Raw genomic sequence first — 14,431 nt, 5'->3', positions numbered from 1 at the left:
CGAGTAGACATTGTTAGTGGTTGTCCATTTTTGTCTATGAAAAATGAAGCGGCGCGAAAAAGTTAAAAGAAAAGTCCGTCTACACGGACTTTTCTTTTAACCCTAGACTTTTCGTCTAAGGCGCACAACTTTTTAAGAGTAGAAACTACTTCTTGGTTCCATCTGTGGGTTCTTTTTGCGTATCAGAGCTTGGAGCTCCAGAGGGAGTGGTGGTGCTATCAGGGGTAGTAGGGTTACCTGTAGGAGGCGGGGCGATTTCAGTTGTGCCGCCGGGAACGCCTGTAGTGCCAGGATCTGCGGGTGCTGTGCCTGGTACAGCTGTGCCATCAGGGGTGCTGCTGTCAGGAGCACCTGTTGTCCCACCAGGAGGAGTTGTAGGAATGTCGCCTGTACCACTTGGTGGAGTTGTTTGAGTTTCTCCACTTGGGACGCTAGGATTGCCTGTAGGAGGCGGGGCGACTTCATTCGTGCCGCCAGGAACACCTGTGGTGCCAGGATCCGCAGGAGCAGTACCTGGTGTCGCTGTACCGCCAGGAGCGCTACTATCAGAAGGTTGCTTTTGTGTTTCTGTGCTGCCGGAAGGACTTGGTGTAGATGCTGAGCCTCCTTGGCACCGGGAGTTGAGAGGGTAATCCTTGCAGAACTTTTCCTTATTTACTCTTGGTGAGAGTTTGATTTCCCCAGATGAGCTAGAGGATTGTCCACTGCTAGATTGACCGATTAGGAATTTAGTTGACTCAGCAACAGCTACGTTACTAGTTAAAGCTAAAGTCAGAGCTGTAGCGATAAAGGTCAAATATTTTCCGTTCATTTTATTTTACCTCAACACCTCAACGGAGTACTTCCGCTCATTAAACCAGAACATGACCTTTAAAAAATCTTCCTAAATGAAGATATGTATTTTTGCTTTCAATGGTGTTTTTATGTTAAAACGGGTGAAATTTATTTGCTGACTTTCTAAAATAGTAGCTGATAGAAAAATTAACAGCAAAATTTTTAACCTCATATTTCGTCAATAGAGGAAAAGTAGACAAAATAATCATGACAAGGCAAGAAGGAAAATTCTTGGCAACATTTATAGATGTGACAAAATTAACAATATAAGTTGAGTTATTAAATATATTTTTGAAGTGTCCAATAAAATCGGGAACAATTCTGTGCAGCCAACGTCTTCAATTCAACGTCTTCATAGTCGTATGAGTACAATGGTGAATACAAGCATCGAGATTGCAGTGCGCCCGATTCTTTACCAATAAACGTGGTGTGAATAGCCGATGAGTTCCCCCCAACCGCCTCAAAAGCCACAAACTTTGCTTGGTCAAATAACTCAAGCAGTACAAACAATTCAAGCAAGAGTCGATTTCTCAAAACTGGCGCTCAAACCAAATGCCAAGGTACCAGAACTTTGGGTGCAGGATGCGGGGGCGGATAAGGCGGAAGTGTATCCGCTGTTAGGCGATCGCTACATGCTAGGTCGCAGTTCCAAATCCTGCGATATTGTTGTCCGTAACCCAGTTGTCAGCCAAATTCACCTGTCTATTTCACGGGATTCTGCTCACAGAGAATCTGTGTTCATCATTAAAGATGAAAACTCTACAAATGGCATTTATCGAGGTAAACGTCGGGTCAATTCTTTAGAGTTACGCCACGGCGATATTCTCACGCTCGGACCTCCAGAACTTGCCGCCTCAGTGAGACTGCAATACGTCTCACCACCCCCTTGGTATGTCAGAGCAGCAACTTGGACAGCTTACGGAGTTGGTGGAGTAACCAGCCTTATGGCTCTCGTGATTGGTGTCGAATCGCTGAAATTTTCTGTCAGACCCTTACCTGGACCAACACGCGCACCAGTGGTTGTTTACGCTCGTGATGGAGTCACCAAGTTACGCGAACCTCGGACGACTTCTCATATAGATCTGAAGCGGTTGCAGGACTTTGGTCCTTACTTGCCAGCGGCAATCGTTGCTTCTGAAGATAGCCGTTATTACTGGCATTTTGGAGTTGATCCGCTGGGAATTTTGCGAGCCGTGTTCATAAATAGCCAGAGTGGTGATATCCAGCAAGGAGCAAGTACAGTCACTCAGCAAGTTGCGAGGAGTTTGTTCCGCGATTATGTCGGCAGGCAAGATTCCCTTGGGCGTAAAGTTAGAGAAGCAATAGTCTCTCTGAAATTAGAAACATATTACAGTAAAAATGAAATCTTACTGATTTATTTAAATCGGGTTTTCTTAGGAGCAGATACCTCTGGTTTTGAGGATGCAGCTCGATATTATTTCGACAAGTCAGCAAAAGAGTTAACTCTGTCAGAAGCAGCAACATTAGTCGCAATTTTACCTGCTCCTAACGGCTTTGATTTTTGTGGAGATAGCCAGAATAAGCTGACAACCATTGAGTACCGCAATCGGGTTCTCAAACGAATGCTAGAGATGGGCAAAATCAAACAAGAGCAGTATAACCGATCTAGGCGATCGCCCATCGAAATTAGCTCCAAAGTCTGTGAACGACAGGCAAAAACAACTGCTCCTTATTTTTATAGTTACGTCTTTCAAGAACTAGAAGCCATTCTGGGAAAAGAACTGGCAACAGAAGGTAACTTTATTATAGAAACTCAACTTGATCCAGCAATTCAAAAACAAGCAGAAACAGCATTGCGTAATCATGTCAGCAACGCTGGGTCATCTTTTGGTTTTTCCCAAGGAGCGATGGTTACCCTTGATTCTAGCAATGGAGCTATCCTGGCAATGGTAGGAGGCACAGATTATAAATCAAGCCAATTTAATCGTGCAGTTCAAGCAAAAAGACAACCAGGTTCCACCTTCAAAGTCTTTGCTTACACAGCTGCTATTGAGCAAGGGATGTCACCTGGGAGATCTTATTCCTGCTCCCCTTTTCGTTGGCGAGGCTTTACCTATAAACCATGTCGTACTAGCGCAGGTAGTTTGGATATTGCCACAGGGTTAGCATTATCTGAAAACCCCATTGCATTGAGACTTGCTCAAGAAATTGGGCTCGATAAAGTCGTAGCAATGGCGCATCGATTAGGTGTTAAATCAGAGTTAGATCCAGTTCCTGGCTTAGTGCTGGGTCAAAGTGTGGTAAGTGTTATGGAAATGACTGGTGCATTTGGCGCTATTAGTAATGGCGGTGTGTGGAATCGCCCCCATGCAATTAGCCGAATTCTAGATAGCAGCGATTGTCGCGATCAGAACGATCCGAAAACTTGCCGTGTCATGTATTCCTATGACCAAGATGATCCAAATGCCAACAAATCAGTGTTGTCAATTAACATTGCGAATACAATGACTCGTCTTCTGCGGGGCGTAGTCACAAATGGTACCGGACGCAGTGCTGCTATTGGACAAGGAGAAGGAGGGAAAACAGGTACAACAGATAAAAACGTTGACTTGTGGTTTATTGGCTTTATTCCCAATCGGCGGCTGGTGACTGGTATTTGGTTGGGAAACGACAATAATGCCCCCACATCTGGCAGTAGTGCTCAAGCTGCTCAATTGTGGGGAAATTACATGGGTAAAATTGCAAAATAAAAAGCGGAGCCACGCCTACACTCCGCCTCTGGTGAAAAGTAAAAAGGTAAAAACAAAGGAAGTCTTTTGCCTTTTTACTTTTGCCTTTTGCCGCCCTTTAACGATATCCATACCAAGGAACAATCTCCAGAGCTCCGCCAGGCTTAAATACGACTTGAAAGTGTGCAAGAGCTTCTTTGTTATTTGGAGGAGCAAAGTTTGAACCGTAGATCTCTTGAAACATCTTAGGAAGAGGTGTTAAGCGAAAATAGTCAACGGCTGCTTGGTTGAGTGGTTCGTAGTCAGCAATAACGCCTTCTTTATTAACCGCCACCCGGTATTTCAAATCTCGTACAAAGGTGGGAGTCGTACTCCAATTTTGGCGAATATTATTGTAAAGCTTTTGGTTCAAATCCTTAACTGCATTCGGATCTGTAATTTTTGTACCGATAACATCTGGTGTTTGGGTATATCCTCGCCAAGGGCTAACTTCAAGCGCTCCTTTTCTCGTAAAGACAACTCTAAATTGACCGAGCGCTTCATTCGTCGCACGATTTGCTGGATTGTAAAGTAAGCTTGCTAAGGGAGTTTTCTCTACAGCATCATTTGCTTGCTTATTAACTGCTTTATATCCAACAATAGCACCATCCTTCGCGACTCCCACGCGAAAAACCAAATCCTGACTTAGTTTTGAGCGCTCAACCCACTTTGGATTAATTTGGTTATATAACTGGCGATTTAATGCACGCAGTTGGGATGCATCTGTAATTTCTTGGGATGTATTTAAAAGTGCTTCTAAATCGTTAACAGTCGGCGGGGTACCAGGTGTCGATGTCGCTGCAGTAGTTGGATTTAGCGTGGGTGTCAATGTAGGACTTGCACCTGTTAATTCATTAGGAGTAGGCGTGGGGGTGAGTGATGCTGTTGCAGGATTGTTGATACTGTTAGTCTTACTAGCATCTTCCTGTGTCTTAGGTTGTGGCGGACGAGTTTCCGGCGCTGGAATCAGCGTAAAAGCAACCGCAGCTACTGCCAAACTCGTCACTCCCACACTAGCTGGTACAGCCTGCTTAATCAAAGCTTGACTGACACCACCATGACGTCTAGCAACTGGTTGTAGTTGTAGTGTTAATTCTGGTAAGGTTCGGCTATCTGCAAAAAATTGGTCTATTGCTTCTACCAAATCGAACAACTGTACCGTGTTCAAATCGATTTGTATCAGCTGCATTCCGTTGTTTGAGTAAGACTCTACTACATGTGCTCCACTGTCTGAATGCACCATGAGTCTATGTTGATTACTGTCGATTTTCTGAAACTGTACTAACTCTGACTCAGAGTTATGCGCTTGGGAGTGTGGCACACTACTCAAAAATTCTTGAGCATATGCACTGACTGCCCTAACCAAACTTTCAAAAAATTCTCGCCCTCCGGTTAATGGTTTCGTGTAGCCAGAGATGTAGCATTCTGCATTTACCAATATAGATAATTCTGGGCGCAGTTCCTGAAAATGTGTTGCTCTTGAGGCATCACTTAAACCCTCCAACAGGAGTGTGCAATTAGGTAAACTATACTTACGTTGAATATTCATTCCACTTCACCGTCAAAAAGACTAATCCAGAACCGCTGCATTCCAGCCGTACCAGTACAAAATAATAATTGTCCCAACAAATTTATAGCTAGCTCATCTAATTTTTCCTCGGTATGTAATGCTAATACACCAGAACGTCGAAGATTCATCCGGCTCTTAAAGTGGATTTTAAAGCGCTCTAGGTAGTTAGATAGACGTAAATTCTGTTCTAGTGGAAGCTGTTTTTCAACCATTTGTTGATGTATCACGAGCAACTGACGAATGACAACTGTTAGCCGCCGCGCAATGTAGCTAGCAATAACTACCAAGGCTTTTGCTTCCATGATAGATAGAGGGCGGCGGATATGCGCACGTCGCATCGGGTTAGTGCTACGCATTCGCCATAAGTTGACTCGGTTTTTTACAATCCCTCTTAAATCCAACTCTTCAGCAAATGTCAAAATTGCTGAAGAGCCATTGAGCTCTAACGCTTCAATTGCCAGTAAAATCAGATCTATTTGCAACCGAGCTCTACGGGGACATCCCTGTCCCTCAACCGCCGGTTCAGGTAAAGAATCCAGAATCATCGGCACAGACTGGGGGGTTGGACTGTTGATTGGCGTGATACTAGCAGAGACATTCATTATAGATACCATTAGCGGCTGCAACTTGCCTTAGTAAAACTAATTTAAAATAGACAACGAGTCAAAAAGTAAGACTGATAACATGATTGGCATGTCTGCCTGATATATACATTACTTACTCTTTTGACACAAAGGTTTCCGCACGACTTTTCATCAAAATTTCCAAAGCTTAAATTCTCTTGCCTGAATTGTTAACATCATGACATCCCTAGCTTGGTGTAGATTCTAATAATCGTCAATGGATAATGTTTATTGAGGTGTTATACCAAGCGTATGACATTTTAGTGTACGATTTTTCCGGTATGTGCCTCCTGTTTAACCGAGATTTTACAATCGGGTGATAGTGGTTGTCGCTTGTACTGCTGAACTAAAACTTTTTCTCTATTTTATGGATTTGAAGTCTCTTATTCGTGATATTCCAGATTTTCCTAAGCCAGGAATTCTATTTCGCGATATCACCACGCTGCTGCGCGATCCAGATGGACTGCGCTACGCGATTGACCTGTTTGCGCAAAAGGTAAAAGATACTGGACTAAGTCCAGAATACGTGGTGGGAATAGAATCACGGGGCTTTATTGTTGGCGCACCACTTGCTTATCAATTAGGGGCTGGTTTTGTTCCTGTCCGTAAACCTGGTAAGTTACCAGCAGCAGTTCACTCAATTGAGTACGCACTGGAGTACGGTACTGACTGCCTAGAAATCCACCAAGACGCTTTGCATCCGCTTAGCCGAGTTTTGATTGTAGACGATTTGATCGCAACCGGTGGAACTGCAGCAGCAACAGCAAAATTAGTCCAAAAGATTGGCTGCAAACTTGAGGGTTTTGGGTTTATCATCGAGCTACAGGATTTACATGGACGAAAACATCTGCCAGATGTGCCCATCGTTACGCTTGTAGAATACTAGTCAATGGTCCTTTGTCCACAGCAAATGACTCTTGACTAACAACTCTTGACTCATGACTCTTGATTAATGACTACTACACGAATTTCCTTGGATGCAGGTCGTGATTGGCTTTTGAAGTTAGTCACGAGCGAGAGTTTTATTTACGTCATGAAGCGGCTATTGCAGGCGCTATTGACTTTGTTTTTAGCGTCGGCTTTGTCGTTTTTCATTATTCAACTTGCTCCAGGGGATTATGTAGATACGCTACGGCAAAATCCAAAGATTTCCCCAGAAAGAATTGAGGAACTCAGACGACAATTTGGTCTGGATAAATCTTGGCCAGAGCAATTTGGACGTTGGCTCATGCGAATTGTCACACAAGGGGATTTTGGTACAAGCTTTGTTTACCAGCGGTCAGTGGCGTCACTGTTGTGGGAACGGGTACCTGCGACTTTGCTGTTGGCTGTATCTTCTTTGATTGTAACGTGGGCGATCGCCATCCCTTTGGGTATAGTCGCAGCTGTGAAGCAAAATCAGTGGGCAGACCGGATTTTGCAGGTGATTAGCTATGCTGGACAAGGGTTTCCCAGTTTCATCACGGCTTTATTGCTGCTGATTTTTGCCCAAAACGCTTCGCCCATTTTTCCAGTGGGTGATATGACCAGCATTAATCACACCGAACTCAACTGGTTTGGTAGATTTCTCGATATTAGCTGGCATATGATTTTACCAACCATTGCTTTAAGTATCACAAGCTTCGCTGGGTTACAGCGTATCACTCGTGGTGAGTTATTGGATGTGCTGCGTCAAGATTATATCCAAACAGCTCGTGCTAAAGGATTGTCAGAGAACCGCGTTATCTATGTTCATGCTCTGCGCAATGCAATAAATCCTTTGATTACTTTATTAGGTTTTGAGTTAGCAAGTTTATTAAGTGGCGCGTTTATTGCTGAATATTTCTTTAACTGGCCTGGTTTAGGAAGATTAACTTTACAAGCGGTGCAAGCTCAAGACTTATATTTGGTGATGGCAAGCTTGGTTATGAGCGCTGTGTTGCTTAGTGTTGGTAATTTAATAGCGGACTTGTTACTCAAGGCGACTGATCCTCGCATTCGCTTAGAAAATCTGAATTAACTTGTTTTAAATGCAAAGGATGGTACACTCATATCGACTATCCTTTGTCATTTGTCATTTGTACCAAACTAATGACTAATGGCTATGTTTTCCGAAGTTTATTATCTAGTACGGTCAAAAGCTGACGGCCGTTATCTTGCAGCTCTTGCTAACCCCAAAACTAATGGTTATCTGTTGTTGTTTCGCGAACATTTTGATGCTCTAAGCTATCTCAACACTCATGCTGCTGAGGTGGCAAACCGCTTTGCTGTAGAATCTGTTCCTGGTTCTCAAGTAGGAGGTTTGCTCAAACGCTGGGGTTTTAATGGCGTGGGTATTGTTTCTGAGCCATTATTACCAAAAATTGAATTTTTGCAGCATACTTAAGGATTAAAGATATAGACCTCATTGCTATTTTGTAACGAGGTCCATTCAATTCAAAAGTCAAAATCTAAAATTTAAAATTCCTAAACAGAGACTTTCTCCAACATCAACTTAGAACGCTTGACTTGTTCAGGAACAAGAACTGGATAATCTCCTGTGAAGCAAGCAGAACAGAAGCTTTCTGGATCTTCTCGTGTTGACTCTAGCATTCCTTCCCAACTGAGATAAGCGAGGCTATCTACTTCTAATTGCTTGGCAATATCTTCTACTGACGTAGTTGCAGCAATCAGTTGGTCTTGGGTATCGGTATCTATACCATAAAAGCAGGGATGAGTCACTGGTGGAGAGGAAATTCGCATATGCACTTCCACCGCACCGGCTTCACGCAAGGTTTTAACTAACTTGCGGCTTGTCGTTCCCCTCACAATCGAGTCATCCACAATGATGACTCGTTTACCAAATAACACATCTTTGAGAGGGTTAAGTTTCATGCGGATACCCGACTCTCTCATACTCTGTGTTGGTTGAATAAAAGTACGCCCTACGTAGCGATTCTTAATCAATCCTTCAGCATAGGGAATGCCAGAGGCTTGAGAATACCCGATAGCAGCAGGAATTCCAGAATCAGGGACACCAATCACCAAATCAGCATCAACAAGAGATTCTTTCGCGAGTCGCCGCCCTATACGCATCCGATAGCTGTACAGACTTTCGTTATGCATCACGCTGTCAGGACGGGCAAAGTAAATCATCTCAAAAATGCACAGCTTCCTCTGGGGTTTTTGACTCCATTGAAAGGAAGCTAAACCCTCTTCAGTAATCCAAACTAGCTCACCTGGTTCTACATCTCGTAGATATTCAGCACCAATGATGTCTAAACCACAAGTTTCAGAGGAGAGAACATAACGAACCGGATTCTCGCCCAAAGTGCCAATGACAAGCGGACGAATGCCATTAGGGTCACGAACACCCATAATACCCTTTGATGTACCAATGACTAAGCTAAAGGCTCCTTGGCAGCGGTGAAAAGCCTGAATACAGCCCTCTAGCCAATCTGCACCAGCGTTGATTTCTTCAGCAATGGCAAAAGCAATCATTTCTGAGTCAGTGGTGCTAACTAAGTTGCAGTTGTTTTTCAGCAATTCTTCTCGTAGCGGCACTGTATTGACTAAATTACCATTATGTGCTAATGCAACAGAACCCAAGCGGGTATCGACAACAGCAGGTTGAGCATTCACTTTGCGGCTAGAACCCGTGGTTGAATAACGAGTGTGACCAACAGCTACAGTTCCAGGCAAATTTTGCAAGATTGATTCATTAAAAACTTGGGACACCAACCCCATGTCTTTGTGTAAGTTGACTTGTGTACCTTCAAAAGTGGCAATACCAGCCGATTCTTGACCCCGGTGCTGGAGGGCATACAATCCAAAGTATGTCAGTTTAGCAACGTCTTCTCCTGGTGCGTAGATGCCAAAAACACCGCAAGCTTCTTCTGGCTTGTCTGGACGGTTTTCATGGTCATTGACTGAGTTTGGGGGCAATTGAGGATAGTCATCCAAAGAGTCGGCATGTTGGGAATTCATTATGGCTGTGCTCCTGATGAGGGTGTCAACTCACAAGAAATATGTCTAATGATAGTTGCAGAAATTTGAAAAATTAAAAATTTCTTAACCATCCATTAAAACAGTATCGCAATTATGCTTAGGAATGCCAGTATTCTGGGTGAGAGAGTTTTGTCTATGAGTTGTCTCTATGAATTGGGAGTTGTATGAGAGATGGTCAAACGCCTTTCAATCGCATTTAGGTAGCGATCGCTCATTTCTTCAATGCTAGCTTTGACTAAGGTTTGATTGTCAGTTGTTAAAACCCGCAAACCCATTTCGTAATTTCCAACCTGACCTAGTTTTTGCCAACAATCACCCAATTGTTCTGTTAAAAAAGCTTCCCAAGTTTTTTGTTGTTCTGTTGCAACAGAGACTACAATTCGTGCGCCACCTTCACCAAAAAGAACTTCATCCCAACGTTGGCTGTTGTGTGCTGGTTGTTCTAACAGGATGTCAGCACCAAGTTTACCGGCAATACAACATTCTGCCAGAGTAACAGCCACTCCACCTTCTGCACAATCATGAGCCGAACGTATCCAGCCCTGACAAATTCCTTCGCGACACACTTGTTGGACTTGGCGTTCTAATTCAAAATCAACTCGTGGTGGTTTTCCGGCAACAGTATTGTGGATAGTGGCTAAATATTCCGAACCCCCTAACGTAGAACAAGAAGAAAGTTTACCCAACAGGTAAATTATATCACCATTCGTTTGCCAAGCTTGACCACAAATCTTAGTTAACTCAGGAATCAAGCCAATCATACCCACAACAGGGGTAGGATAGATTGCTTGTGGATTGCCTTGAGAATCTAAAGTTTCGTTGTAGAGAGAGACATTTCCACCAGTCACCGGGGTTGCCATTTCTCGGCAACCTTCAGCTAAACCGCGACAAGCTTCTGCTAATTGCCAGTAACCAATAGGTTTTTCTGGACTGCCAAAATTGAGATTATCCGTAACTGCCAGAGGTTCTGCACCTACACAACTAAGATTACGTGCTGCTTCGACTACGACTGCTTTCGCTCCTTCATAGGGATCAAGATAAACATAACGAGGATTGCAATCAACAGTAGCCGCAACACCGCTTTGGATATTGTGAACTTTCTCCTTGTCCTCTTGTTGTGGACGCAAGCGAATCACAGAGGCATCTGCACCACCTGGTAGCATCACGGTGTTATTCTGCACTTGATGGTCATACTGACGATATACCCAACGTTTTGATGCAATCGTAGGAGTATTGAGTAAAGTCAACAAAATGTCATTCCAACTTTGCAAGCTTCCTTGAATTTCAATCCCAGCAGATGTACACACAGGTAGAGAATCAGGAGTCCATTCCCAAGCTTTTTGCACATATTCTGGTAGTTCCGTCAACAATTCCCGGTGATACAGTGGCGTATTTTCTGCCAGCGCCGTTGCTGGAATCTCTGCAGCAACTTCACCCTGGAATAAAATCCGCACGATGGGTTGATCAATGACACAACCTGCAACAACTGCATGCAGTCCCCAACGGTGAAAAATGTCAATTAACTCTTGTTCGCGTCCCTTATGTGCAACAAACAACATCCGTTCTTGAGATTCGGAAAGCAGATATTCATAAGGAACCATTCCTGCTTCCCGTACAGGAATTTTGTCTAAATCGAATTCAATACCCACACCGCCTTTTGCAGCCATTTCTGAGGTAGAACAGGTAATTCCAGCAGCGCCCATATCCTGTGCTGCGACAACTGCACCTGTCTTAAACGCCTCCAAGCAAGCTTCAATTAAGGACTTCTCCAAAAAGGGATCGCCCACTTGTACTGCAGGACGATCATCCATAGATTCATCACTTAGTTCTGCACTGGCAAAACTTGCGCCTCCCATACCATCACGTCCGGTAGTAGAACCAACGTAAAGCACAGGGTTACCGATGCCAGACGCACCAGATTTGACGATTTCTGAGGTTTCCATCAATCCCAGCGCCATCACATTCACCAAAGGGTTACCGGAGTAAGCGGGATCAAAGTAAACTTCACCACCGACAGTGGGAACACCTACACAATTGCCATAATGGGAAATACCAGCAACCACTCCACTAAAAAGTCTTTTGGTTTTCGCATCTTCTAAAGAACCAAAGCGCAGAGAGTTTAACACGGCTATAGGACGTGCGCCCATTGTAAAGATATCTCTTAAGATGCCTCCGACTCCTGTTGCAGCTCCTTGAAAAGGTTCAACTGCTGAGGGGTGATTGTGTGATTCAATCTTAAATGCAAGTCGCAGACCATTGTCCAAATCTACAACGCCAGCATTTTCACCAGGTCCAACAAGAATACGAGGTCCTGTAGTGGGAAATTGTTTGAGTAACGGACGAGAATTTTTGTAACAGCAGTGTTCTGACCACATCACCCCAAACATTCCCAGTTCTGCTTTATTGGGATGACGCCCCAGACGCTTCACGATTTCTTCATATTCTTCTAGCTTCAAACCTTCAGCAGCGATTTCTTCAGGAGAAAAAGGAGCAGAGGAAATGGCGGTCATGGTAATAATGCATCAAGGGGACAGAGCATTATTCTAAAGCTTTTTATCTGCTGTTGATGTATGACGACGATTTGGGAGAAGGTGGCGAATTGGATTAGCTACTATCTTTAGTCTATCACAGCTGATGGTGGAGGTTGCAGAGCAACTGTATAAATACGTAATTTTTTATCTAGAGTTTAAGTTTCTCAAAAACAAATAAGTGTTTTCACTATTTGAATAATCGAAATCCTTTCATAGGATAAATATTAACTAAGTCAAGTATGATTAATAAGTTTTGCTATATACAATACACCTATCTAAAGTGATGATGAAACAAGTCGTAAACTGTTAAAGTCATCTACTTTGTAGTGAGCTATTATACTTGCACTAGTTAAAAATTTTCTTTTTGTAGTGTCATCACTACTAGTCAACACAATTGTTCCACGTACCCGATTGATTGAATTTGTGGCTTAGTCTGCTCTTTTCACAAAAGGAATTTTACAAAGGTATTAGAGGAATCATTCTGTCTGAAGTTTCCTCTAAAATTTATTAAAAACGACGGAAAAGACTATTATTCCCAGGGAGAGATGAATTGTTACTCATGTAATAGTCATTAGTCATTACTCCTGTCACCCTCGTACGCCGCCCTTGCGTTCGTCTAGGGTAGATTCTACCTATTAATAAACTACCAAGCCTGCTCTCGGTGATCAGTAGCTCTCTCGCAAAGCGAAGGGGAAGTAAAGAAATGAGCCCGCGCCTTGCTTGTTATCTGTTGCGGAGGTTTTCTCCAAAGCGCGATCGCTTCTCAAAGAAGCGAGGCTCAGAACTATGCCCTACGGACACGCTGCTTTGAAAAGAAGGTTACCCCCGTTTTTGGCGACTGGTGTCGTGCTAAAACGGTCAAGGATAAAGATAGGTAATTTTGTTGTGTTTCGGGAGTAACGGCATTTACCAGCATTGTTCCACTTTGATAACTGGTCTGTTTATTTTTGCCTGATAACTAAACAAGATACTGGTAAATATAATTATCACGTTATTGCTTTCCAAAACTTAGTTTTCGGGTCGAATAACATAACCCAAGGATGTATCAAGAGCAAGTGTCCTTACTGACTACTGAGTAGATGAACTTATGCATTTTCCATAATATACGTAAAATACGTTAATGTTTACAGACACAAGACTAATATTTGTATTGTTGATGACATTTTGAAATTTGATAGTGTGGAGCTGGTTAACTCAATTGTAGAGATATGAAATTCTACTTGTTTGTGTGTCGATACAGTCTGGTAGAAATTATTTTGTGATGGAAATCACTGGTACTCATGATTAAGATCCTGTTTTTCATAGGAGTAAATTGAGAAGATATTCACAACTGAACTCTAGCCGAGTCATTAATAGGGAACACACTGAATGCCGACAGCCTTCACAGCAAGACTGCCGGCTTTTTGTATATCAGAGAAAATAGAAAAAGAAAAATAACGACAAATGACTCTTGAATCTCAAATAAAATTTCCCCACAACCAGCTAGTAACTTGACACAAATTTGCCGAAGCCACTATCCAGTGTGGGGAGGTTATGATCAGTATATAGATATTATTGACGTTGAGTGTTCTTTACCTGGGTTCTTTTTAGCAGTCTGCAAATCCAGTCAAAAAAATCTCACTTAACTACTTTGTATTAAGACATCGCTTGAATGATGTAATCAAAGTAGGGAGCTGCTTCGGCGGCGTCTTCTGCATTCAGTAAGTCAAGGGAGGCTTTTTTCAGACAGTTGATTGCTTCAACCATTCCAGGTACAGGAACGCCGAGCGAGTTGTACATTTCCCTGACGCCAATTAAACCAATTTTTTCTATTGGTTCTTTGTCACCAGCAAGTATACCGTAAGTAATTAGGCGCAGGTACCAACCATAATCACGGATACATAAAGCACGTTGACGTTCTCCGTACGCATTGCCTCCAGGTGATATAAAGTCGGGACGCTTCTGCCAAAGCTGTTTAGTAGCTTCTTGAACTATCTTTTTTTCCTTTTCGGCTAGGGTTGTGACAATCCGTATCCGTTGCTCGCCGGTTTGCAAATAGTCTTTGATATTTTTGAGTTCGCCACTGCTGGGATAACGCAGTTCGTCGTCGGCTTTGAGAATAACTTGGCTTACTACACTCATGATTATTGCAATGACATGAATTAATTATTATTTGTTAGTTTAACGAGTCTTGAGGAC

At 43.0% G+C, this 14,431-nt stretch carries 10 protein-coding genes; 4 read left to right on the top strand and 6 right to left on the bottom strand.

Annotated elements, in window-relative coordinates:
- Positions 1 to 145 precede the first annotated feature (145 nt).
- Complete coding sequence (locus DP117_RS14680) at positions 146 to 811, bottom strand: hypothetical protein (RefSeq protein WP_169219035.1); 666 nt, start codon at positions 809 to 811, stop codon at positions 146 to 148.
- Positions 812 to 1,274: 463 nt separating this feature from the next.
- On the opposite strand from DP117_RS14680, the gene DP117_RS14675 reads away from it, so the two are divergent.
- Positions 1,275 to 3,545, top strand: coding sequence for a transglycosylase domain-containing protein (locus DP117_RS14675; RefSeq protein WP_169219034.1), 2,271 nt, complete (start codon positions 1,275 to 1,277; stop codon positions 3,543 to 3,545).
- A gap of 97 nt (positions 3,546 to 3,642) precedes the next feature.
- On the opposite strand, the gene DP117_RS14670 is transcribed toward DP117_RS14675, so the two are convergent.
- Positions 3,643 to 5,112 carry a DUF4335 domain-containing protein gene (locus tag DP117_RS14670; protein ID WP_169219033.1) on the bottom strand — a complete coding sequence of 490 codons (1,470 nt, stop codon included), beginning with the start codon at positions 5,110 to 5,112 and terminating at the stop codon, positions 3,643 to 3,645.
- Entirely contained in the window at positions 5,109 to 5,735 is a 627-nt protein-coding gene (locus tag DP117_RS14665) for a DUF3038 domain-containing protein (RefSeq protein ID WP_169219040.1), read from the bottom strand. Before DP117_RS14665 ends, DP117_RS14670 begins: the two co-directional genes overlap by 4 nt.
- Before the next feature lie 388 nt (positions 5,736 to 6,123).
- On the opposite strand from DP117_RS14665, the gene DP117_RS14660 reads away from it, so the two are divergent.
- The 3 genes from DP117_RS14660 (at position 6,124) to DP117_RS14650 (ending at position 8,121) form a co-directional block, all read left to right on the top strand.
- Positions 6,124 to 6,642, top strand: coding sequence for an adenine phosphoribosyltransferase (locus DP117_RS14660; RefSeq protein ID WP_169219032.1), 519 nt, complete (start codon positions 6,124 to 6,126; stop codon positions 6,640 to 6,642).
- Positions 6,643 to 6,708: 66 nt separating this feature from the next.
- Complete coding sequence (locus tag DP117_RS14655; protein WP_169219031.1) at positions 6,709 to 7,755, top strand: ABC transporter permease; 1,047 nt, start codon at positions 6,709 to 6,711, stop codon at positions 7,753 to 7,755.
- 84 nt (positions 7,756 to 7,839) lie between these two features.
- Positions 7,840 to 8,121 carry a hypothetical protein gene (locus DP117_RS14650; RefSeq protein ID WP_169219039.1) on the top strand — a complete coding sequence of 94 codons (282 nt, stop codon included), beginning with the start codon at positions 7,840 to 7,842 and terminating at the stop codon, positions 8,119 to 8,121.
- A gap of 80 nt (positions 8,122 to 8,201) precedes the next feature.
- On the opposite strand, the gene purF is transcribed toward DP117_RS14650, so the two are convergent.
- The 3 genes from purF to apcD all read right to left on the bottom strand — a co-directional run bounded on the left by purF (position 8,202) and on the right by apcD (position 14,374).
- Positions 8,202 to 9,701 (bottom strand): amidophosphoribosyltransferase, encoded by a 1,500-nt coding sequence (gene purF, locus DP117_RS14645; RefSeq protein WP_169219030.1) that lies wholly within the window; start codon positions 9,699 to 9,701, stop codon positions 8,202 to 8,204.
- 167 nt (positions 9,702 to 9,868) lie between these two features.
- Entirely contained in the window at positions 9,869 to 12,232 is a 2,364-nt protein-coding gene (gene purL / locus DP117_RS14640; protein WP_169219029.1) for a phosphoribosylformylglycinamidine synthase subunit PurL, read from the bottom strand.
- 1,656 nt (positions 12,233 to 13,888) lie between these two features.
- Positions 13,889 to 14,374, bottom strand: a complete 486-nt coding sequence (apcD, locus tag DP117_RS14635) for an allophycocyanin subunit alpha-B (RefSeq protein ID WP_169219028.1) — start codon at positions 14,372 to 14,374, stop codon at positions 13,889 to 13,891.
- Positions 14,375 to 14,431 lie beyond the last annotated feature (57 nt).

Source organism: Brasilonema sp. UFV-L1 (assembly GCF_012912105.1).
Lineage (GTDB): Bacteria > Cyanobacteriota > Cyanobacteriia > Cyanobacteriales > Nostocaceae > Brasilonema.
Note: the sequence above shows the minus strand (reverse complement) of the source record. Positions and strands in the feature narration are given on the sequence as shown.